This is a genomic window from Ditibartonella apihabitans (genome assembly GCF_002007485.1).
Classification (GTDB): domain Bacteria; phylum Pseudomonadota; class Alphaproteobacteria; order Rhizobiales; family Rhizobiaceae; genus Bartonella; species Bartonella apihabitans.
This window is the reverse complement of sequence record NZ_CP015820.1, coordinates 1,409,171-1,430,402: the sequence shown is the minus strand read 5'-3', so window position 1 is coordinate 1,430,402 and position 21,232 is coordinate 1,409,171. Positions and strand designations below refer to the sequence as shown.

Genomic DNA, 21,232 nt, shown 5'->3' with positions numbered 1-21,232 from the left:
AAAGCCGCCCGATGAACTATTTTACAAGAACAGGACCATTTGGTCGGGGTTGTTCATTCTCATTCATGATTCCCAACCGTTTTGCAACTTCCTGATAGGCTTCGATCAGCCCGCCCATATCGCGACGGAAGCGGTCTTTGTCCATTTTTTCCTTGGTATTGATGTCCCAAAGGCGTGAAGAATCAGGTGAAATTTCGTCTGCCAATACAATATGCATAACGTCACCTTCCCACAACCGGCCAAACTCCATTTTGAAGTCCACAAGCTCAATACCGACACCGACGAATAAGCCGGTCAAAAAGTCGTTTATCCTTATGGAAAGTTGCATAATGTCCTCAAGTTCGGCAGGAGTAGCCCAGCCGAAGGCAGTAATATGTTCTTCCGACACCATCGGATCGTCAAGCTTGTCTTTTTTATAGTAAAATTCGATGATTGATTGGGGGAGGGGGGTGCCTTCTTCGATGTCGAGCCGTTTCGACAAAGAGCCGGCGGCAACATTTCTAACAACAACTTCGAGTGGCACCATATCAACAGCTTTGATGAGCTGTTCGCGCATGTTGAGGCGTTTGATAAAGTGTGTCGGAATACCGATACGTGCAAGCTGGGTGAAAATATATTCCGATATGCGGTTGTTCAAAACTCCTTTACCGTCAATAATTTCATGCTTTTTCGCATTGAACGCGGTAGCATCATCCTTAAAAAACTGGATGTAAGTGCCCGGCTCGGGCCCTTCATATAAAATTTTTGCTTTGCCTTCATAGACGCGATTACGACGGTTCATGGCTTTTTCCTTAAATTAACCGGATAAATTAGCTTGATGTTTCCCTAACTCAATTCCGCGTATTTCACAATCATCTCTTGTCGATAGACACCAAAATTTCCCGCTTTGATACAAGTTAATTTACAGTATACTATTGCTAACGGGATTTAAATGTTGCAAGAACATCCCGACAAGCCGGATCATGGCAAAATTAGGAGAGATTCTCATGGACGGGATGAAAGAACGTGCGGATGCTTTCGAGCATAAATATATGATCGATGAGGAGCTTCGTTTCAAAGCGAATGCACAGCGCAACCGCATGATCGGCCTTTGGGCTGCTGACCGTCTTGGTAAAACCGGCGAAGCTGCCGATGAATACGCCAAAGAAGTCGTCAGAACCTCATTCCAGCGTGGGAACGAGGAAGCGGTTATCGAGAAAATTGTCCATGATTTTCAAGCTACCAATGTTGCAATTAGCGAAACCGACCTACGCAAGAAAATGGCGCAACTTCTAGAAGAATCTTTGGAGCGTGTTCGAAACGCTTGAGTGGAATTGTCAATCTCATCCATCTATTCAGCTGCCGGGCTTTTGACCCGGCAAATTTTTTTTCATCTCAAAGCTTTCCCAGAAACTGGGAAAAGACCATAAGGCCTTCCGGCCACGGACCGTAACCCGAAGCAGAATTTATGTGACCGGCTTCACCGGCATCAATAAATAAAGAGCCCCAGTCTTTCGCAATATCTTCGGCAACGGCGAAATCGCAATATTCGTCATTGCGACTGGCTATAACGATTGATGGAAACGGCAAGCGGTCACGCGGGTAGGGTCCAAATGTCATAAGGTGCTTTGGACGAATATCGGGATTTGCCACGTCAGGTGGAGCAACGAGAAAAGCACCCCGCACTTTTTTACCAAGAAAGGAACCGAAAGGATAGATGTGGGGACGCCGAGTGAATGGGCGACAATGACAACAGGTTTTTGAGCTGCTTCAACTTCCTTGATTAATTCCCGAGTCCAGTCTTCACGAACGGGTTTCGACCATTCGGCCTGCTCGACACGATGGGCGGTTGAAAGCTTTTGCTCCCACCGTGTTTGCCAATGATCAGGACCAGAACCCTGATAACCGGGAACAATTAGGATATCAACCTCATTTACCCTCATCCAAAGACCTCTTGATAAAATCGCGACTGATCAACCGTAACCATTAAATAGGCAATTGGACGATCAGACAGATCAGATCATACAACTTTGCCGATTTCTGATTGGCGACAGCCATGTATTATGTGAATAAATACCATAAAATCTATCCGAAAACCCGGTGGAAAATCGTATCAACATGTTTTGTATGGTATCCGAGATCGAATTTTTCGCGAATTTCTTCCTCGCTCAAAACGCGACGGACATCAGGATCAGCAAGAAGTTCCTGAAGGAAATCTTTCCCGTGTTCCCAGACCTGCATGGCATTACGTTGAACAATCCGGTACGCATCCTCGCGACTAACGCCTTTTTGTGTCAGAGCCAGAAGTACGCGTTGCGAATTCACCAAACCATGAAACTTGTTAAGGTTTTTCATCATATTTTCAGGATAGACGAGCAGCTTATCAATAACCGAAGTAAGCCGTGCCAATGCGAAATCAAGAGTTATAGTGGCATCCGGACCGATAAATCTCTCGACGGAGGAATGGGAAATGTCGCGTTCATGCCAAAGAGCAACATCTTCCATGGCAGGAAAAGCGAAAGAACGTATCATGCGGGAAAGCCCGGTGAGATTTTCTGAAAGAACCGGATTGCGTTTATGGGGCATTGCAGATGACCCTTTTTGGCCGGGGGAGAAATATTCCTCGGCTTCAAGAACTTCTGTTCTTTGCAAGTGACGAATTTCAATTGCCAGACGTTCTATAGATGAAGCAATAACACCGAGTGTTGCAAAAAACATAGCATGTCTGTCACGCGGGATAATTTGCGTCGAGATCGGTTCGGGACGCATACCCAATTGATCGGCGACATAGGCTTCAACACGCGGGTCGATATTAGCAAATGTCCCGACAGCACCGGAAATGGCACAGGTAGAAATTTCTTCTTTTGCAGCGACAAGCCGCGCGCGGCAGCGTGAAAATTCAGCATAGGCAAATGCCAATTTAAGCCCGAAAGTTGTCGGTTCTGCATGAATGCCGTGGCTGCGACCGATCATGACGGTGTCTTTATATTCAAAGGCACGTTTTTTAAGAGCTTTAAGCAACTCGTCCATGTCTTTGATCAAAATATCGGAGGCGCGCATCAGTTGAACATTGAGCGTGGTGTCGAGCACATCGGAAGAAGTCATGCCCTGATGGACAAAACGCGAATCAGGTCCAATAAATTCGGCAAGATGCGTCAAAAAAGCGATAACATCATGTTTTGTTACAGCTTCAATCTCCTCAATACGGGAGACATCGAATTTTGCGTTGCTACCTTTTTCCCAGATATTTTTTGCAGCTTCTTCCGGAATAACACCGAGTTTGGCTAATGCCGTGCAAGCGTGTGCCTCAATCTCGAACCAGATGCGGTATTTTGTTTCTGGCGACCAGATGGAGACCATTTCAGGACGGGAATAACGCGGTATCATGATCGAGTTCCTTCTGTTTCAGCGTCTTGCTGCTTTGCGCAAGGCGTCAATGCGTGTTTTGTAAATTTCTTTATTACCATTTTTAAATATTGCAGATCCTGCAACAAACGCGTTTGCGCCAGCCGAAGCCGCGCTCCCGATTGTGTCGACTGTAATTCCGCCATCAACTTCGAGGGTAATTGGCCGATTTCCAATCATTGCATGTAGTTTTTTGATTTTCTCGACCATTGCCGGAATAAAACTCTGGCCGCCAAATCCCGGATTGACTGTCATAACAAGAATGAGATCAATTTGATCAAGAAGATATTCAATGATGTGTTCCGGTGTACCCGGATTAAGCGAAATGCCGGCTTTCTTGCCCAATGCTCTTATGGCCTGCAAAGAACGGTGCGGATGAGGAGTCGATTCGGCGTGGACTGTTATAATGTCTGCTCCGGCTTTGGCGAAACTTTCCAGATAGGAATCAACAGGAGAGATCATCAGATGGACATCGAAGACGGCGCTCGTTACCGGTCTTATCGCTTTTACAACATCCGGACCGAAGGTGATATTGGGCACAAAATGACCATCCATCACGTCAACATGAATCCAGTCAGCACCAGCGGCGACGACATCTGTAATTTCCTGACCAAGACGAGAAAAGTCTGAAGCCAGAATTGAAGGGGCAATTATTTGTTGCAAAGACATTCCAATCTCCTCGGCTGCTGCTTCCTATCACGTAGTTTTCCAGTATAAAACCCGTTTTTCGGCCGATCCACACCTGAACGCATTCATTATCAAAGTTATTTTAACCGAGATTGCTAGCATTTTAGGAAAATTTTGCGTACTAATGCACTGTAAATTTTACTAAAAATGGAAAAAGAACCAACCGGCAGATTTGAAAATTGAATTATGACTGAACATTCAACACATTTAATTTCGTCAGACAAGCCGATTGTAACGGTTTCCTCGGTCGACTATCGTAATGCGATGAGCCATTTTGCCGGAGCAGTTCATATTGTCACAACCGATGGCGTGAAAAACAGACGGGGTGTGACGATTTCGGCCTGTTGCTCTCTTTCCGATAACCCTCCGACCGTTCTTGTTTGTCTGATGCGGCAACATGAAGAAAACAGAATTTTTATTGAAAATGAAAAGTTCTGTGTGAACACTTTGGCAGGGCATCACAAAAACCTGTCGGATATTTTTGCGGGTCGCGGCGGACTTTCCCAGGAACAACGGTTTTTGCAAGCAGAATGGGGCACATTGAGAACAGGAGCACCGGTTCTCTCCGATGCGCTTGTTGCACTCGATTGCCAGCTGGTTGGTTGGCACATTCATGCCACCCATTATGTTTTGATTGGCGAAGTGGTGGCGGTTAAAACCCATCCCGGAATTGATGCCCTGATGTATCTTGACCGCAATTACCGGACATTGCCACTCATCTAGGTTTACACTGCTGCTCTAGGTTTATTTTTTAGCAAAATCGCGCGGCACATCACCGGTCCGCTTGAGTTTCATTCCGACGACAGGAATAAGGTCATCCTGAATTTTTACTGAAACGGTGATATTCATCGAGTTTTTATCTTCAAGACGCGCCATCATAGCGCCATTGAGTTGCTTGCGGTTCAATCCGAAAACCATCCGGTCGGCGCCGACTTTACCGGAGACGACATCAAGTCCATCACCTTTTGCACCGTCATTGAATTCGCCGGAAAAGCCAGAGGGACCTCTCTGAACAGTTGCTTTCATCGGCTGTGAAAAAACGCCGACGCGACAATTGCCATCAAGTGTCATGCCAACTTGAGACACTTCAGTTGTGCCGGCAAAAGTACAAGTGAATTTTGTTCCTTTATATTTCCGGCAACGACTTCTCCGGGACCCGCCCAGCTCCCTTCTATCGAGCGAAAGAAGTCAACATCGCTGTCAGCTGCGAAGCTTGTTGTCACCATTGATGATGATGCTATAGTCAACCCAATAAAAGCCGAAAAGATTTTTTCATAATGGCGTTACTCTGCCTTTTACACAAATTACGCAAAACCGTACGAAACGATGTGACCTGTTAAGACAAATCCGCATCGCCAGCTATTATCGGAAAAAATGGTTAATTCTTTATTCGTTATTTTCCTGTTCGAGTGTTTTTTTAGTTTTTCTTTGTCTTTATTCCGGTTGAAACCAATCAGGTCTCCGGTAAAATCACTTATGCCGGGTCTTTTTTCTCCGTCAAACGGGAAAGGGCGGAGTGCATCCATTGTTGCTATGCCGATGCGCGTTGTCATCAAACCATTGACTACGCCTTCACCCAAACGTGCAGACAAGCGGGTTGCAAGTCCCTGTCCAATAAATTGTTCGACAAGACCATCGCCGACGGCAAGAGTACCGGTAACGGCAAGATGGGAAATGACACGCTTTACGAGGGAAATCAGACCGAAACGTTCAGGACGTGCTCCATAAAGCGTTGCCAGACGACGAATGAGCCCGACAACTTCATAAAGAACATAGCCAAGATCAATAATAGCGCGGGGGCTCACGGCTGTCACAACCGAAACACGTTTTGCAGAATTGAGAATCATTTTTCGCGCTTCAAGATCGAGTGGGCGTAGAATTTCATATTCGGCGAGATGGATCAGTGCTTTACCATCTATAATATCTCCGTTGTGCGATAACATAGCCTGTCTCCCCTCGGATATATAAGGGCTTCGGGCCGTGTAGCGTATCAATTCTTCTACCGATTTCCTCGCAAGATTGATGTTGTCCGTTAGCGCGGCTTCTTCCGCATTTTTCCTTATTTTATCAACTGACGCCAGACGCAATAATGCGCGCACTTCACCGATGATGAAGCAAAGGAGAGCGATACCACCTACAATAGTAATAATCAGGGCAATAAAGCCTAAAAATTGGTATTCGGCAAAGAGCGAGCGTATGAGGCCATCTGCCGATAAACCGAGTGCCAAAATCAATAATAGCAAGACGGATGATAAAAATATTCTACCGCTTGTAAAAGTGCGTTTGGTTTCGGATGTGTTATTATTCTCAAGCTCGTTCAGTTCGCTTAATGCCTCGTCCAGAAAAGGATCGCTCTGGTCCTCTTCGATTGACTTCAGGTCGTTTATTGCCTGTGGTTTGCGACTGGTCATATCAAATAATCTCCGAATAGAAATTCCAATGCACGGTCGAGACGGATTTGCGGAAAGGGCTGATTCATTTTTAATTGCGGCGGTAAAAAACGGACAAATTGTAACTTTTCAGGCAAATTTTCTTTTAACAGTTGAGATAATGATTGAGGCAAATCACCGGGGAAAATAGCTGTTTCGGTTTTTCCATCAAATACCATATCGCCAATTGTTTCACCTTTCATCGGTGTTCCTATGACAACGGCCAAGCTTTCGCCGTTTTTTCGCTCGTTCCTTCTTTTGTAGAACGTAGTGAAGCCACTGCCAATGTATCGGTTAAAACGCCTTTCAACTCAGCTTTATCCATGGCAGTCCGGACAATTTCCGAGGTGATATTTTCGAGACGAGCATGGTTGATATGATGGAGATAGTCGGCTTTCGTGGAAGCTACCAAAATACGATCGATCTTGTGCTGAACGAGTGCACTGAGAAGATGGTTTTTGCCAGCCTTAAAGCAGTCGAGAATTTCGCATAACGCATTTTGCATTTCGAGAATTGAAGCGGTTCCTCCATTTATGGCGTCGAGAGAATCAACCAGAATGACCTGACGATCAAGACGGGCAATATATTCTCGAAAAAATGGTTTAATAACCAGACTTTTATAGGCCTCATATCGCTGTTCCATAATCTTTGCGATAGAGTTATCGGGAAATTCGGCAATTCCCAAATCGGGTAGGGGTGAAAAGCTAAGGACAGGCGCGCCTTCAAAACTGCCAGGTATGAGAAACCGTCCCGGAGGAAGCGCAGATATCATGTTACCGGAATTTTTTGCCGAGCGTAAATAGCTTTTGAAACTTTCAGCCAGAACTTCAATATCGCGCTCGTTTGCCTCATTGAGGAAGTTAACACTCCGGATCGCACCAAGCCAGGCTTTCGCATGTGCTTTGTGTTCCGGTGAATTGGCTCTTGCAATTGATTGGGCACTGAATTCACGGTAATTTTTTTGAAGTAATGGCAAATCAAGGAGCCATTCGCCGGGATAATCAATAATATCAATCGAAAGCTTTTTCTGTTTGGAACCTGAAAACTTTTGCGAACGCGTTAGAAATTCGAGTTTCAGGCGAAGTTGGGAAAGTGAACGCGTGGATTGCGGCCAAAGTTTTTCATTAACCAAACGATCGATATGTTTTCGAATTCAAATCGAGCTATTTTACTATCCGGTTGTTCGGCAAGTCGTGCGTTCAGCAGCCTTCCTTCGCGTGCGACTTCGAATATCGGCAAACGACCGGAATAAAGCAGATTTTGAATTAACGATGTGATGAAGACCGTCTTTCCGGCTCCGGAAAGTCCTGTCACCCCCAGTCGCAACGTGGGATTAAACGTACTTTTCGTCCGGTCTCTCAAAGCATCGAATGCAATGACTGCTTCGTCTTTTAATGATGTTAAAGAAGGCAAATGAACTCAATCCTCGATTAATTTCCACAAAACCAGCTTGTCAATCAAGCATATGGTGCACACGAATAACGTGCGCAAGACGAGCAATGTGCGCAAGCCTAGACCGGTTCATGGTTTGAGAAGCGCGATAAAGTTGCCCCTCCCAATCGATATCCGGTTTTTGGCTATAGGAAAATCGAATAAAGCAAGATTTGCCGGTTGTAAAAAACGGGGACGAGAAGCCACCGGAAGGCAATTACTGTTCAACTGTGTGACGACCTGACTTATGGCCGGATTATGACCGATTACGAGCAAAGGCACACCGTCTTGCGAAATTGTTGTGATGAGCGAAATATAATCATCAAAATTTCCATAATATAATTTGTCGATAAATTTCAGGCTTATACTTGATTTCAGGCAAAGCGCATCAAGAGTTTGTCGTGTTCTCTGTGCCGGAGAACATATTATTGTTAACGGACCAGAGACATAATCGGGAAGTATTGTTCCTATTATTTTTGCGCCAAAACGGCCTTTTTCAGATAATGGACGATCAATATCTTTTTCTAATTTTTTGCCGATTTCCGCCTCTCCATGGCGCATAAGCCCTAAAGTTATTCGTTGGTGATCAGTCATCTCTCAATCACAAAATGAACTAAGCTGAAATCTAAATTGAAGAATGTCTATTCTATTGCGTTCTATACTGTTTGTGAGGTTGATATATTAGTAATGTGTTGAAAAATGGATCAAAAATATATTTTTTGTCTTGTGTTGGAATTTTTTGCACAATATATAGAGCCGCACATACAACATGTGGAGGCTTGACTATGAGCGAAACATTGGACGCCGAGTATCATCCCAGCGAAGATGAGCCTTTCATGAGCGAAAGGCAAAAAGTTTATTTTCGTGCTAAACTTATAGCTTGGAAAAACGATATTTTACGCGAAGCACGCGAAACGCTCGAAAACTTGCAAGAAGAAAATGCTAATCAACCTGATTTGGCAGATCGCGCTTCATCCGAAACGGATCGAGCAATCGAGCTGCGCGCCCGAGATCGGCAACGCAAGTTGATCGCTAAAATCGATGCAGCATTGGAACGGCTGAACGATGGTACCTACGGTTATTGCGAGGAGACCGGGGAACCGATCAGCATAAAACGCCTTGATGCCCGTCCAATTGCAACCCTTTCTATTGAAGCTCAGGAACGTCACGAGAAGCGTGAAAAGGTTTATAAGGACGAATAAACCGGATTTTAGCTTACTGACAATGAAAATAGTCTGTGTCGAGTGTATATTTGACACAGACTTTTTTATTTCTGGCTTTTGTATTTTCTGGCGCTTCTATTTTGGCGCTTGACAAAGGCTTTGCTCTTGTGATGGGGGCAGAAAATTTACCCCTTGAGCAACTCATAACACGGTTTAAAAACTGCTTTTTTTGAACTGATTGGACAAATACGAATAAGTTATAATCAGGCGAATGAGAAATACGCGATTTTTTGTTGTGAAGGATAGCTGTTTTCTGTCGTTGGGCGCATATGTGGTAAAAATTTTGGTTATGTTGCAATTAAAAGAGTGAAATAGCAAAATCGGAAATCGGGAAACTCCCTCCTATAAAAGCTATGCAAGACAATTGCATCTTTAGCAAAATGTGAACTTTTGCTTCTTGGAACTTTTCTTTCAGTCGAAATATGTGTCCAAAGTGGATCCGCTTTAATCGAGATAAGCAGATTTTGTCGCCAATCCAAGCGTTTTGCCAGACCGGAACAACACTCCAATATGAAAACTCTTGGACTTTGCGCATAATTAAGAACTTTGCGCATAATTACAATCTGTGTTCTGTTACAAACCCCGTCCAAACACATCCAAAAATGATCAAACTGAACGATTGATAACCAAATAACTGCAGTTTTTGACTGTTTTCAGCTCTTTTCGTTTTTGATTGCGTTTTTCAGCTCGTTTTCGAACATATGATCGAAATCGTCATCAAGATTAACAGCCGGATCAATTGTTTTAGGCGGTACCCGTAAGGATGGCTCACGACGCCCCTCGATTTCCGCGCTAATTGTTTCATCTTTCACCGAGGGGGTGAAACGGGGTGTAAGTTCCTCTTTTAATGTCGTTTGTCGAGGGGATGGACGCGTTGCCGGAGCAACTGAAAAATCTGTCAAGGTTGGTTCCTGCGGGACAGAGCTACGCGATGATCTGTTGCTGAATTCGTTGTTATCTGCAAACGCACCGACGTTCAGCTCGCTCGAGCGGTTTGGCGTTTTCGGTGGTATCGTATTATTAGGATCGTTGTACGACGAAGCCAAATTCACGTCACGCCGGTCTTCGAATGCTAAAGAAGGTTCTCTCGGAGATTGTCCAACGGGATTGACGTTAGCATTTTCTGTAGACGCACTGACGTTTAGTTCGGGCGCATAGCGACGGGGTGACGGGGCCGCCTCTCTTGATGAAAATGTGGGTTTGAAATCCTCCTGCAAGGAAGACAAATCGGCTTCCAGCCGTTCGTCACTTGCCCGTATGGCAGGCGAAGCAGCAGCTTGTTGCGTATCGGATAAAGATGTACGCAACTCCGGTTCACGATAATTCGGAATCGATGAAGAGTCTTTTGCAACCTCATTCATCGGCTCAACATGAATTTCACCTTTGGTTGAATTTTCATCCAATTTTATGTTGGTTTCGATAACAAGATCCGTTGGTCCACCAATCATCAGCAAATGTTCGACATTGTCACGGCGCACAAGAACAAGGCGGCGAGTACGATCGACTGCAGCCGCGTCACGAACAGATAGCCGGGGTGTACGTGACTTTCCACCTACGACAAAGGTACCGTTATTGAATTTACGCAGTAACTTGATGGTAATCGCAATTGCAGCAATAACGATAATAAGCACAACAAGGCTGCTAATAATATTCGCTGCAGATTGTCCAATCTGATTTTCTAACCCAAAATGCATGCCTTATTTCTCTCCTGCTGGAAAAGCGTGATCATAGCCGTCTGTCTATCTATATGCCAGAGCACCTCTTGATGGAAAGTAGCAATATAGGGGAATGGACAGATGTTTGCAGTTATATATACAGTGGTTTTTTATTTTAACAAAATTAACGCTGTCAAATTTCTGTTTTCCACCATTAACACTTCATGCCAAGCGTAATTTGAGGCAAAATGTGATCGAGAATCAACTGTGATGGTAAGAGGCAGACCTAGTATCATGAAAAAGCCGGAAACACTGACGCATATTTGGGCTTTTTCGAATAAACATATACAATTATTGCGGTATGTCGTTGCTATAATTGTGAGCTTTAGTGTTCTGGTAGCAATTGCCGATTGCTTTATAAGAGAAGAACAGTTGAATGTTCTTTCCTTGTTGTTGTTTTTATTTTTTGCAATAACGGGATTTGCTTTTCTTATATTGTTTTTGACCGGTGCTTTTTCCAACGCAAAAGCTTTGGAAAACGATAGTAAAACATTGCTCATCGACACGCTTGACGACGCAATCATACTTTCGGATGCTTCCGGAAATATTATTTCTACCAATGCTTCATGCGCAAAACTTACAGGTTTTGATAAAGCAAAAACAGTGTTTTCTCTTTTTTCGTCGCTTGAGGATATCGAACCGGCGTTTTATCGACTGACCACGAAAGCACTTGCGGGTCAAACAGCGCGCGAAGAATTGCGCGGAAATTCTCTATATCAGGCAGATGCGAACGAAACACAAACCTGGTACAGTCTTTCGGTCAAACCGGTAAAGCTGAACGGGCGCGCCTTTTTGATATGGCGTCTTGAAGATACAGACTTTGCTCGCAATATGTATGAGCCGCTTTTCCGGAATCTTCAGGAAGCTATTAATCATCTTGATCGGGCACCGGCCGGTTTTCTTTCAACTGATGTCAATGGCAGATTTCTTTATGTCAATGCGCCATTGGCAAATTTGCTTCATATTGATCTCCAAAATTTCAAAATGTCGGGGATTTCATTTGATAAAGTCTTCGAGACATTCGGGCAAACGTCAAACTGGAAAGAAATCAGGAACAATATAGATCGTGCAGATGGAAGCTATGAGTTTTTTGTCGATTGGCATGGCGAGACCCAAGATTATTTGAAGCTTATCGTTTGCGCAACCAAAGAGACTGCCGAACAAAAGGAAGATATTATTTATCGATTTGTGCTGCTACCCTTGTCGAGACAAGCCGATATTGCACCTACTCTGGACAGCCTGTCAGATAATTTCCATTATTATTTTGACAACGCGCCGATAGCACTCGCAATGGTTGACCAACGAGGCGAATTAGCGAATATGAATCGGCCGTTTCAACTCCTTTTCGATATAAAAACAGGCAAAGACGAAAAAATAGTTCTTGGTGATTTATTCACGCTCGAAGGGAAGCGTAGCTTAGACGACTTCTTCAAAAAAATATCGGAAAACCCTCAGGCGAAATTTTCAACCGAAGTTGGTCTTGCCGGCGATGAAAACAGACATTTCCGTTTATTTTTTCTGGGAATTTCGCGAGAAACGCATGAGCAGAGTGGAGAAGTGGCAATATTGTCCGTTGTAGAGACGACAGCTCAAAAAACTCTGGAAGACAAAATGGCGCAAGGACAAAAGCTGCAGGCAATCGGGCAGCTCGCCGGTGGTATTGCTCACGACTTCAATAATGTTTTGACAGCAATTATCATGTCATGTGATCTTCTACTCGCTAGTCATCGCAGTTCTGATCCGGCTCATGCCGATCTTATCAATATCAAAAATAATGCCAATCGTGCCGCTTCGCTCGTTCAACAATTATTGGCTTTTTCTCGTCGCCAAACATTGCGACCGGAAGTGGTGGATCTGACTGAATTGCTTTCCGACGTGCGAAATCTTTTGACGCCGCTTTTAGGAAGCAACATCCATTTGAAGTTTAATCACGGCCGCGATTTGTGGAGTGTCAAAGTTGATCAGGCATCTTTTCAGCGCGTTTTGATGAATCTCGTCATCAATGCACGCGATGCGATGCCCAAGGGCGGGAATATTACGATTACGACTACCAATTTGGCAAAACAAAAGGCTGCAGATCTCGGCTTTGAAGGGTTGATAGCTGATGATTATGTGGAGCTTGATGTGGAGGACAATGGCACAGGTATACCAAAAGCGGTTCAGGAAAAAATGTTCGAGCCATTTTTTACCACCAAAGAGGTAGGCAAGGGGACGGGGCTTGGTCTGTCGATGGTCTACGGGATTGTCAAACAGACCGGTGGTTTTATTTACTGTGAGAGCGAAGAGGGGAAAGGTACGAAATTCCGTATCTTCCTGCCAAGATTCATTGCCGATCCTGTCAAAAATGAACAAAAAGCAGTTGAACCGGTAAAATCATTAAGTGAAAAAAATGCCGATCTGTCGGGGAATGCAACCGTCCTTCTTGTTGAAGATGAAGCTGCAGTGAGAATGGGTGGTGTGCGCGCTCTCCAATCACGCGGCTATAAAGTGCTGGAGGCCGAAAACGGTATCGAGGCACTTGATATCATAGCAGAACATAATGGTGCCGTCGATCTGGTGGTATCCGATGTTGTTATGCCGGAGATGGATGGACCTACACTGCTTGGCGAAATGCGAAAAAAATATCCGGATATAAAATTTGTCTTTGTTTCAGGATATGCGAAAGATGCTTTTGCGAAAAATTTGCCGCCTGACGCGGTTTTCGGATTTTTGTCAAAACCTTTCACGTTGAAGCAGTTAGCTATGAAAGTGAAAGAAATGCTTTCCGACGAAAGCGCTACCAATTCATGATTTTTTACTTTTTCATCAAAACAATTCGTTAAAATGATTGAAATCCTCGCTATCTAATGCAAGATAAGCACCGTAAAATACGCTAAAGAGGGTGAACCATGCGCAAAATACTGATTTCCACAGTTTCAGCCTTGGCTTTGACTGGTAGTTTTTTCACGTCGTCAGCTTATGCCGATATTGTTATCGGTTTCATTGGGCCGATTACGGGACCTGTTGCAGCTTACGGCATACAGGCTAATAACGGTGTGAAAGTGGCTATTGAGGAATTGAATAAAAATGGCGGTATCAATGGCGAAAAAGTTGTTTTGAAAGTTTTTGACGACGGAGCAGAACCCAAGCAGGGGGTTTCGGCGGCTAATCAGTTGATTGGTGAAGGCATCCAATATGTCATCGGACCGGTTACCTCGAATATCGCGTTGCCTGTTTCCAATATTTTGGAAGAAAATGATGTTTTGATGATAACACCTTCGTCGACAACGCCTGAACTTTCAAGTCGTGGACTATGGAACGTCCTGCGTACTATAGGACGGGATGACCAGCAGGGCGATTACGCAGCAGACTATTACATCAAACATTTGAAAGATAAACGCATTGCTATCATTCATGACCGTGCAACTTACGGCAAAGGTCTAGCTGATGCATTCAAAACGGCGCTCAATAAAGGTGGCGTAACAGAAGTCTTTTACGGTAATATTACACCGGGAGAGAAGGATTATTCTGTTATGGTCAGTCGGCTGAAACAGGAAAAAGTCGACTATGTCTACTTTGGCGGGTATCATCCAGAGGCCGGGTTACTTTTGAAGCAAATGCGTGAACAAGGTCTTGAAGCCCCGCTTATTGGTGGCGATGGATACAATACATCGGAATTGTGGTCGATTGCGGGAAATGCAGCCGAGGGATCACTGTTCACCAATTCTGTGGATGTCAAGACAAACCCGGAAGCACAAGAGACGATCAAGGCATTGAAAGCACAGAATATTCCTCCGGAGACTTTTGCAATCAACGGTTATGCGGCTATACAGGTCTTGACTTTTGGCATCGAAAAAGCCGGTTCCGCTTCAGACCCCGAAGCAGTGGCAACTGCAATCAAATCGGGAGAGCCCATTAAAACGACTTTGGGCGAGATTACATATGGCGATCGCGGCGATATAACATCGAAAGTCTTTTCGATGTACAAATGGCATAATGGCGAGATTGTTTCTGCAGAGTAACCGGTTTCAAAACAAAAGGCGGTGTTATACCGCCTTTTGATTTTTATGAATTGCTTTCAACTCGGGCAAAATTGTTTTTTAATTGCGAGCAAGCGTTGTTGACTGATAAATACGGTTCAGCATTTGCGCGCCATCTTTTTGCATATTCGCTTCCATTTTACTTTCTGTCGCGTCAAGTAAGGCGGCAACCGTATTGTTGTGAATGGCTACGGGATTTCTTTCGTAACCTGGACGTAAAAAGAAATTGGCAGTGGGGACTTTGGCACGATATTGGGATGGCATTGTCACCATGTCGTAGCCGTTGCCATCGCCGGTGAGGTTGAGCATCTCGAGTTCAGCTCCCGAAAGGGGGCGCGAGACACCTTTACGCCGCAAGAATGTCAAGGAAGTTCTCAACTTATGGATCTGTAAAAGCGGACCCACATCTTTATCCATGGTCATAGCATGCATACCAAGTCCTGCATCGGTTTTGGCGAGCTCGCTTTGAGCTCCCCAATTATGCGGAACTGTTTTTGCTTTTGCGGTCATGCGTTCAACAACATTTGCTTTTTCGAGAAGTTTTGTTCTTTCTGTTCCTGACGCCTGCTGCGCTTTTTGTCGTAGTTCTTTGGCAATGTCATTACCATATTCCCACATCAGGCTCACACTTGCTGTCGCAACTAGCTGATTATATCCTATTGCGGTAGAGATCGGTCGGGCATTTGCTTTGCCCTTTATCATGCCAGATTGCAGGTCGTGTGTGCCATCACCGCCTGTTTCAAAAGCGTAGATAGACACAAGTTGTTCACGTGTAAGACCAATTTCTTGGGCGGCATTGACGTAACTGCGCATAAATTCGCTTTCGTTAGATGGTCTTTCCGGTTGAAAACCATAAACGCGTTTTGAAGCTGCAACAAAATCATCAACACCTGGAATTGAACGCGAAGGTCCCGTTGTTTTGCCGGTCGAAGGCTTGGCTGGTCCAGAATAGAGAGGTGGCTGTGACAAAACATAATCGGTGAGTGCAATTGTTTGTCCACGTGCGCGCTTTTCATTGCGCAGTTTTCTTTTCGCGCTGATTTGATCCCAATAGGCAGTAGCTTGTTTGTTATATGCATTATAGGCGTTCCGCCAATCCTCGTAATCTTTGTTGTTGATCGTGCCGAGGGGCTTGCAGGTCGGATGCTCGATGTTGTCTCGTTTGAAGTTCTTGATGGCGATTGGAAATATTGCAGTGAATCCGACATACAACCGCTGATAACGACACTACAACTTATCAAAAAATGGTTTTTGTACGCAACACGACAGCTCGATCCTGTAAGAGGTTTCAAAGCTATTATGTGGTGAATTGGTTGATAAGTCGTGAAGAGGAAAATGGTGTCGCACCAAGGTTTGTTCGGAGACGGAATCACATTTGAAGCAACGTTTTTTGAATAGAACGATAATTTTGTTTTAATAAAATTGCCAATGCGGTTCATCAACCTATTCAATCAGAATAGAGATAATTTTAGTTATGGACTCAAGTTTATTTGTGTGAATCGAAACAAAATTTTTAATTAAACTATTTCGAGACAAACGGTTGCAGCTATATCGTTCAAAAGAAGCCTTCGAATGCTTGAGGATTTTAATATTCCGATTGATCAGAATGAAATAATTTGTTGCCCGGCATTGGTGTTTTTATAATCACTCTCAATAAATGCCCGTAAAGTTGCCGGATAAAGCTTGTGTTCAACTTTAAGAACTCGTGCAGCTAAAGTTTCCGCGGTGTCGTCGTCCAAAACGGGTACGGCAGCCTGACCTAATATAGAACCTTCATCCATGCCTTCTGTTACAAGATGTACGGTGCAACCGCTTATTTTTACGCCGGCATCCAATGCTCGCTGATGCGTGTTCAGACCTCTGAAAAGCGGGAGAAGAGCAGGGTGGATATTTAAAATCCGACCTTCATAGGGTGTAATAATACGTCGCGAGATTAATCTCATAAAACCGGCGAGACAAATAATATCGGGTTTGAAGCTATCAATCCGGTCAAGAAGAGCAGTTTCGAATGAATCTTTGTCAGTAAAACTTTTACGGCGCACGATGTCGGTCGGAATTCCAAGGGCTCTTGCACGCTCGATACCCTTTGAGTCGTCGTTGTCACTTAAAACGGCGACAACTTCGGCCGGAAAATTATCTTTTCTTGTTGCTTCGACAAGAGATACCATATTGGTACCACTTCCGGAAATGAGGATAACTATTCTTTTTTTCATAGCGCGAGGTGACCTTTGTAAACAACGCCTTTGTCTTTTCTCACCGTAATACGTCCGAGACGAACCGGTTTTTCACCTTCTGCCTGAAATGCAGAAAAAACATCGTCAGCTTTTTTGTTGTCGACGACAACAATCATCCCGATACCACAATTATAAGTCCGCAGCATTTCCAGTTCTGTAATGTTTCCCTGTTTTGCAAGCCACGAGAACACCGGCGGAACTTTTATTGCGTCGAGATTGATTTCAACAGCCAATGTTTTTGGCAATACGCGCGGGATATTTTCCGGAAAGCCACCACCGGTAATGTGTGCCAAGGCTTTAATGCCAAGATCTTTGCGCAATACCGAAAGAAGAGAGCGTACATAAATCCGCGTCGGTATCAATAAAGCTTCGGCAAGTGAAACCGTCTTATCGAAGGGAGCAGGGGCGTTAAAATCAAGGCCGCTTTTTTCAACAATACGGCGTAGAAGCGAAAAACCGTTAGAATGGAGACCCGAAGACGATAGCCCCAAGACCACATCTCCTTCATTCATATCTTTCGAGGGAAGAAGCTTTCCGCGTTCTGCCGCACCGACAGCAAAACCGGCCAAATCATAGTCGCCTTTAAGATACATGCCGGGCATTTCGGCAGTTTCACCACCTATAAGGGCAGCTCCTGCCTGCCTACAGCCTTCAGCAATACCGGAAACGACTGCGGCACCCTGATTGGGGTCAAGTTTGCCGGTTGCATAATAATCAAGGAAAAAAAGCGGTTCGGCTCCCTGAACGACGAGATCATTGACACACATGGCCACAAGATCAATCCCGACAGTGTCATGAATGCCGGTGTCGATAGCAATTTTTAATTTGGTTCCTACACCGTCATTTGCGGCTACAAGAACAGGGTCTTTAAAACCGGCGGCTTTAAGATCGAACAATCCGCCGAACCCACCCAATTCTGTATCGGAACCGGCGCGTTGTGTCGTTCGCACGATCGGTTTGATTTTTTCCACCATAAGGTTACCGGCGTCGATATCAACTCCGGCGTCCGCATAAGTCAGATTGTTTTTAAGGGGATGTGTGTCGCCCATCGGATTTATCCTCGATCATGATCATGAACACATGAGACCAATGCCACGTTCAAAGGCTGCTCGCAAGTTTTATCAAGCTTTAAAAAAAAGATATAAACGATTGTTTCTTGACGTTGTTATAGGAAGCTGCATATCCTTTCAAAACAACAAACTCAGTGGACGTCTATGAGCGATAGAGATTTTGATACCTCTTCCGAGGGGCCGTTGGTGGAAAAAGGCAAAAAAGGTTTGCGATTCAAACGGAATAAAAAGACTGTTTATATCCCGGCCTATGCTAATATTGCTTTCCGCGGGAATGTTAAGAGGCAAGCTATTTTTTGGCTTCTTACGCTTCTTTTCTTTGTCATTTTCATGTTTGTTTTCAGTTCGATTCTCTTGCCGTTTGTTGCAGGAATTGTGCTTGCCTATTTTCTCAACCCGATTGTTGAAATGCTTGAAAGAATCGGAATTTCAAGAATGTGGGGAACGGTTCTGATAACAATAGCTATTGTGCTTGTGCTTGTTATCGCATTAACAATCCTTATTCCGGTTATTACGTCACAGTTACAACAATTCATCAGGGACGGGCTGCCGGTTTATGTAAATCGTATTCAGGCTTTTTTTGCCAATCATAGTTTTGAATGGATCAAGCGTTATATTGGCAGTGATGCCAACGAGATTCAGTCGAATATACAAGCATTACTCGGCCAAAGTTCCGATCTCATCAAATCTGTGCTGAATTCGGTCCTCGATTCAGGAAAATCTCTTGTCAATCTTGTAAGCCTTTTTGTTGTTGCTCCGGTTGTTGCTTTTTACATGTTGCTTGATTGGGAACGTATGGTAACGACGATTGATTCGTGGATACCTCGTAATCATCTGGAAACGGTGCGTGGAATTTTTCATGAGATGGATCGCGCTGTCGCAGGGTTTATTCGTGGTCAAACGTCTGTTTGTCTTGCGCTTGGCGTTTATTATGCCGCCGGTCTCACAATTTCGGGTTTGAATTTCGGATTATTAATCGGTTTATTTGTAGGATTGATCAGCTTTATTCCCTATGTGGGCTCGATGACCGGATTGTTCTTTCTGTGGGTGTTGCGTGGGTTCAATTCTATCCAGAACATTGGGAACGGATTATCGTTGTTATGGGGGTATTTTTTGTAGGCCAATTTCTTGAGGGGTATATTTTGCAACCAAAATTGGTCGGGCAGTCGGTTGGTCTCCATCCTGTGTGGCTCATGTTTGCTCTTTTTGCTTTTGGTTCGCTATTCGGCTTTACCGGCATGTTGATTGCAGTTCCTGCAGCAGCGGCAGTCGGGGTTCTTGTACGGTTTGCACTTCATACCTATCTTGAGTCCCCGCTCTATTCGCCAAGCGGGTCATCAACAAGCGGGGATGTCGGAGAACACGAATGAATAAAAGGTTGGAGCAATTACCGCTCTCACTTTCACATCCAACAGATTTCTACAAAGATGATCTTGTCGTAACAGAAAGCAACAAGGCCGCCTATGAGCTTATCGAGCACTGGCCGGACTGGCCAATGCCTATTGCTGTGCTTGTAGGCCCCGGTGGTTCGGGCAAAACCCATTTTTCGACCGTATGGCTAAATATAGCTGATGGAATTCGGATTCCTGCCGGCAAGTTGGACGAAGCAATAACTGCAATACGAAGCAGAAGACCGGTTCTCATAGAAGATATCAATAATGCGGCATTTGACGAAGTCGCATTTTTCCATCTTATAAATTCGGTCAAGCAAACCCGCTTGGCTGACGAGCACGTTACGCTGTTAATAACAGCCGATACTGTTCCGTCAGGTTGGGATGTGAAGCTCGAGGATTTAAAAAGCAGACTTAAGTCGGTGACGTTAGCGGTTTTGGAACAGCCGGATGATCAATTATTGAATTCCGTTGCGTATAAACTCTTTGCAGATCGGCAAATAAGTGTCGATCCGGCGGTGATAGACTATCTGATCAGCCGTTGCGAACGATCGCTCTTCGCTTTAGGAAAAACAATCGAGGCAATTGATCGTTTGGCACTTCAAAGAAAAAGCAAAGTTACCAAGGCCATTGTAGCTGAAATTATTAACGGCGAATCCAAAGCGTCTTGATCTTTCTAAGGCCAGTATCAGTGTTTAACCGAGCTTGTGATAGCGTTATCAATCAAGCCTGATATTGTTGGACTTTTTGCACTCAAGCTTTTTTCATTTGCCCAACCGATAATGTCGGTTGATGGCACAACGACGCGATGCCATGATCCTTGACGATCATAAGAACGCATTTCTTGACCAATTTTGACGGTCGCAATCACTTTCGAATGCGAATCAGCATTCATAAAAATAGGCGTGGGAGCTGTTGCAAAGATAACATTGGCGGCGTTGTTGGCAGCAAATCTCGCTTTGGGAGGCAGGCTTTTATCAGCTTTATAAGGAACCAGAGGCGTTGCCTCTTTTGGCGTGACTACGGCAGTTTTCGGGTTTACCAATTGGGAAGCAGATGGAACAGGAACGTTCACTGGATACGGATCGACTGATTTGGGTGTGACTGCAACCATCGTACCAGCTTTATTGGATGGCGTTACACGATTTGATGGTGATACAAGAGATTTCGACGCTTGATCCTCGATGTGCTCACCTGTTTCGACTTCATAATTTGTATGATACCAGCCGGCTCCACCCATGAGTACGAGCCCACCCAGAATCAGATAACTTATAAAAGGCGACCTGGTTTTTTGTGCCGCGCGCCTGTGAGGCTTTCTCACTTTAGTTTGCTTCACTGCCATGATTGATCCTTTCAGTGGGATCAATTCTGTCATGGAATTATTTTGAAAAAGTTATTGAATATAAAAATATTGTCATAAACGACGAAAAAAATGCGATTTGCGCTTGCACTTCCACATAGAAAAATTTAGGGAGAGTGCGTTAAACGTTAATAATACGTCGGAGCGTAGCGCAGTCTGGTAGCGCACCTGATTTGGGATCAGGGGGTCGTAGGTTCGAATCCTATCGCTCCGACCATGGCTTGATTTGACAAAAAGATGATGCGACATAATAGTCATAAAAGGTTATAAATTCTTTGATCGCATGATC

17 protein-coding genes, 1 tRNA gene and 4 pseudogenes are annotated in these 21,232 nt (G+C 44.5%); 9 read left to right on the top strand and 13 right to left on the bottom strand.

Annotation, left to right across the window (positions count from 1 at the left end; genetic code table 11):
• Nucleotides 1-16: 16 nt before the first annotated feature.
• Nucleotides 17-781: a phosphoribosylaminoimidazolesuccinocarboxamide synthase gene (gene purC / locus BBC0178_RS06375; RefSeq protein WP_077971630.1), complete on the bottom strand. Its 765-nt coding sequence runs from the start codon at nucleotides 779-781 to the stop codon at nucleotides 17-19.
• Between the two features lie 205 nt (nucleotides 782-986).
• On the opposite strand from purC, the gene BBC0178_RS06370 reads away from it, so the two are divergent.
• Nucleotides 987-1,307, top strand: coding sequence for a DUF1476 domain-containing protein (locus tag BBC0178_RS06370; RefSeq protein WP_077971628.1), 321 nt, complete (start codon nucleotides 987-989; stop codon nucleotides 1,305-1,307).
• 67 nt (nucleotides 1,308-1,374) lie between these two features.
• On the opposite strand, the pseudogene BBC0178_RS06365 reads toward BBC0178_RS06370, so the two are convergent.
• The 3 genes and pseudogenes from BBC0178_RS06365 to rpe all read right to left on the bottom strand — a co-directional run bounded on the left by BBC0178_RS06365 (nucleotide 1,375) and on the right by rpe (nucleotide 4,053).
• Nucleotides 1,375-1,922, bottom strand: a pseudogene (locus BBC0178_RS06365) (RBBP9/YdeN family alpha/beta hydrolase).
• Nucleotides 1,923-2,064: 142 nt separating this feature from the next.
• Nucleotides 2,065-3,366 carry an adenylosuccinate lyase gene (purB, locus tag BBC0178_RS06360; RefSeq protein WP_077971625.1) on the bottom strand — a complete coding sequence of 434 codons (1,302 nt, stop codon included), beginning with the start codon at nucleotides 3,364-3,366 and terminating at the stop codon, nucleotides 2,065-2,067.
• 18 nt (nucleotides 3,367-3,384) lie between these two features.
• A complete protein-coding gene (gene rpe, locus BBC0178_RS06355) occupies nucleotides 3,385-4,053 on the bottom strand; it encodes a ribulose-phosphate 3-epimerase (RefSeq protein WP_078039580.1) in 669 nt (222 codons plus the stop codon).
• Nucleotides 4,054-4,257: 204 nt separating this feature from the next.
• Between rpe and BBC0178_RS06350 the strand changes: the two genes are divergently transcribed.
• On the top strand, nucleotides 4,258-4,794 hold the full coding sequence (locus BBC0178_RS06350) for a flavin reductase (RefSeq protein WP_078039579.1): 537 nt from the start codon (nucleotides 4,258-4,260) through the stop codon (nucleotides 4,792-4,794).
• Between the two features lie 21 nt (nucleotides 4,795-4,815).
• Here BBC0178_RS06350 and BBC0178_RS06345 read toward each other — a convergent pair.
• The 4 genes and pseudogenes from BBC0178_RS06345 to BBC0178_RS06330 form a co-directional block, all read right to left on the bottom strand.
• Nucleotides 4,816-5,297: pseudogene (locus BBC0178_RS06345) on the bottom strand (hypothetical protein).
• Between the two features lie 78 nt (nucleotides 5,298-5,375).
• Nucleotides 5,376-6,482 (bottom strand): YcjF family protein, encoded by a 1,107-nt coding sequence (locus BBC0178_RS06340; RefSeq protein ID WP_078039578.1) that lies wholly within the window; start codon nucleotides 6,480-6,482, stop codon nucleotides 5,376-5,378.
• Nucleotides 6,479-7,913, bottom strand: a pseudogene (locus BBC0178_RS06335) (YcjX family GTP-binding protein). Before BBC0178_RS06335 ends, BBC0178_RS06340 begins: the two are co-directional and overlap by 4 nt.
• Before the next feature lie 108 nt (nucleotides 7,914-8,021).
• Nucleotides 8,022-8,525: a SixA phosphatase family protein gene (locus tag BBC0178_RS06330; protein WP_078039577.1), complete on the bottom strand. Its 504-nt coding sequence runs from the start codon at nucleotides 8,523-8,525 to the stop codon at nucleotides 8,022-8,024.
• Between the two features lie 191 nt (nucleotides 8,526-8,716).
• On the opposite strand from BBC0178_RS06330, the gene dksA reads away from it, so the two are divergent.
• Complete coding sequence (dksA, locus tag BBC0178_RS06325; RefSeq protein WP_077971618.1) at nucleotides 8,717-9,133, top strand: RNA polymerase-binding protein DksA; 417 nt, start codon at nucleotides 8,717-8,719, stop codon at nucleotides 9,131-9,133.
• Nucleotides 9,134-9,807: 674 nt separating this feature from the next.
• On the opposite strand, the gene BBC0178_RS12380 is transcribed toward dksA, so the two are convergent.
• On the bottom strand, nucleotides 9,808-10,848 hold the full coding sequence (locus BBC0178_RS12380; RefSeq protein ID WP_149867435.1) for a flagellar biosynthetic protein FliO: 1,041 nt from the start codon (nucleotides 10,846-10,848) through the stop codon (nucleotides 9,808-9,810).
• A 255-nt stretch (nucleotides 10,849-11,103) separates the two neighbouring features.
• On the opposite strand from BBC0178_RS12380, the gene BBC0178_RS06310 reads away from it, so the two are divergent.
• Together BBC0178_RS06310 and BBC0178_RS06305 are read left to right on the top strand one after the other, a co-directional pair.
• Nucleotides 11,104-13,659, top strand: a complete 2,556-nt coding sequence (locus tag BBC0178_RS06310) for a hybrid sensor histidine kinase/response regulator (protein ID WP_078039575.1) — start codon at nucleotides 11,104-11,106, stop codon at nucleotides 13,657-13,659.
• A 107-nt stretch (nucleotides 13,660-13,766) separates the two neighbouring features.
• Nucleotides 13,767-14,870 carry a branched-chain amino acid ABC transporter substrate-binding protein gene (locus tag BBC0178_RS06305; protein ID WP_370541366.1) on the top strand — a complete coding sequence of 368 codons (1,104 nt, stop codon included), beginning with the start codon at nucleotides 13,767-13,769 and terminating at the stop codon, nucleotides 14,868-14,870.
• A 78-nt stretch (nucleotides 14,871-14,948) separates the two neighbouring features.
• Here BBC0178_RS06305 and BBC0178_RS06300 read toward each other — a convergent pair whose 3' ends face one another.
• Entirely contained in the window at nucleotides 14,949-15,857 is a 909-nt protein-coding gene (locus tag BBC0178_RS06300; RefSeq protein ID WP_225868289.1) for a hypothetical protein, read from the bottom strand.
• Nucleotides 15,858-15,950: 93 nt separating this feature from the next.
• On the opposite strand from BBC0178_RS06300, the gene BBC0178_RS12010 reads away from it, so the two are divergent.
• Nucleotides 15,951-16,196 carry a hypothetical protein gene (locus BBC0178_RS12010; RefSeq protein WP_225868288.1) on the top strand — a complete coding sequence of 82 codons (246 nt, stop codon included), beginning with the start codon at nucleotides 15,951-15,953 and terminating at the stop codon, nucleotides 16,194-16,196.
• 293 nt (nucleotides 16,197-16,489) lie between these two features.
• Here BBC0178_RS12010 and purN read toward each other — a convergent pair whose 3' ends face one another.
• Together purN and purM are read right to left on the bottom strand one after the other, a co-directional pair.
• On the bottom strand, nucleotides 16,490-17,101 hold the full coding sequence (purN, locus tag BBC0178_RS06295) for a phosphoribosylglycinamide formyltransferase (protein WP_078039573.1): 612 nt from the start codon (nucleotides 17,099-17,101) through the stop codon (nucleotides 16,490-16,492).
• Nucleotides 17,098-18,171 (bottom strand): phosphoribosylformylglycinamidine cyclo-ligase, encoded by a 1,074-nt coding sequence (gene purM / locus BBC0178_RS06290; protein WP_078039572.1) that lies wholly within the window; start codon nucleotides 18,169-18,171, stop codon nucleotides 17,098-17,100. Before purM ends, purN begins: the two co-directional genes overlap by 4 nt.
• A 165-nt stretch (nucleotides 18,172-18,336) precedes the next feature.
• On the opposite strand from purM, the pseudogene BBC0178_RS06285 reads away from it, so the two are divergent.
• Both BBC0178_RS06285 and hdaA read left to right on the top strand, forming a co-directional pair.
• Nucleotides 18,337-19,562 (top strand): annotated as a pseudogene (locus BBC0178_RS06285) (AI-2E family transporter).
• Nucleotides 19,559-20,254, top strand: coding sequence for a DnaA regulatory inactivator HdaA (gene hdaA, locus BBC0178_RS06280; RefSeq protein WP_078039571.1), 696 nt, complete (start codon nucleotides 19,559-19,561; stop codon nucleotides 20,252-20,254). Before BBC0178_RS06285 ends, hdaA begins: the two are co-directional and overlap by 4 nt.
• A 17-nt stretch (nucleotides 20,255-20,271) precedes the next feature.
• Here hdaA and BBC0178_RS06275 read toward each other — a convergent pair whose 3' ends face one another.
• On the bottom strand, nucleotides 20,272-20,925 hold the full coding sequence (locus BBC0178_RS06275; protein ID WP_149867434.1) for a hypothetical protein: 654 nt from the start codon (nucleotides 20,923-20,925) through the stop codon (nucleotides 20,272-20,274).
• A gap of 158 nt (nucleotides 20,926-21,083) precedes the next feature.
• On the opposite strand from BBC0178_RS06275, the gene BBC0178_RS06270 reads away from it, so the two are divergent.
• Nucleotides 21,084-21,160, top strand: a tRNA-Pro gene (locus tag BBC0178_RS06270).
• Nucleotides 21,161-21,232 lie beyond the last annotated feature (72 nt).

Coding starts and splice junctions, on each gene's coding strand:
- BBC0178_RS06330 (WP_078039577.1), bottom strand. CDS start 8,525: ATGACTGATCACCAACGAATAACTTTAGGGCTTATGCGCCATGGAGAG.
- BBC0178_RS06275 (WP_149867434.1), bottom strand. CDS start 20,925: ATGGCAGTGAAGCAAACTAAAGTGAGAAAGCCTCACAGGCGCGCGGCA.
- purN (WP_078039573.1), bottom strand. CDS start 17,101: ATGAAAAAAAGAATAGTTATCCTCATTTCCGGAAGTGGTACCAATATG.
- BBC0178_RS06340 (WP_078039578.1), bottom strand. CDS start 6,482: ATGACCAGTCGCAAACCACAGGCAATAAACGACCTGAAGTCAATCGAA.
- hdaA (WP_078039571.1), top strand. CDS start 19,559: ATGAATAAAAGGTTGGAGCAATTACCGCTCTCACTTTCACATCCAACA.
- purM (WP_078039572.1), bottom strand. CDS start 18,171: ATGGGCGACACACATCCCCTTAAAAACAATCTGACTTATGCGGACGCC.
- BBC0178_RS06370 (WP_077971628.1), top strand. CDS start 987: ATGGACGGGATGAAAGAACGTGCGGATGCTTTCGAGCATAAATATATG.
- BBC0178_RS06310 (WP_078039575.1), top strand. CDS start 11,104: ATGAAAAAGCCGGAAACACTGACGCATATTTGGGCTTTTTCGAATAAA.
- BBC0178_RS12380 (WP_149867435.1), bottom strand. CDS start 10,848: ATGCATTTTGGGTTAGAAAATCAGATTGGACAATCTGCAGCGAATATT.
- BBC0178_RS06350 (WP_078039579.1), top strand. CDS start 4,258: ATGACTGAACATTCAACACATTTAATTTCGTCAGACAAGCCGATTGTA.
- purB (WP_077971625.1), bottom strand. CDS start 3,366: ATGATACCGCGTTATTCCCGTCCTGAAATGGTCTCCATCTGGTCGCCA.
- dksA (WP_077971618.1), top strand. CDS start 8,717: ATGAGCGAAACATTGGACGCCGAGTATCATCCCAGCGAAGATGAGCCT.
- purC (WP_077971630.1), bottom strand. CDS start 781: ATGAACCGTCGTAATCGCGTCTATGAAGGCAAAGCAAAAATTTTATAT.
- rpe (WP_078039580.1), bottom strand. CDS start 4,053: ATGTCTTTGCAACAAATAATTGCCCCTTCAATTCTGGCTTCAGACTTT.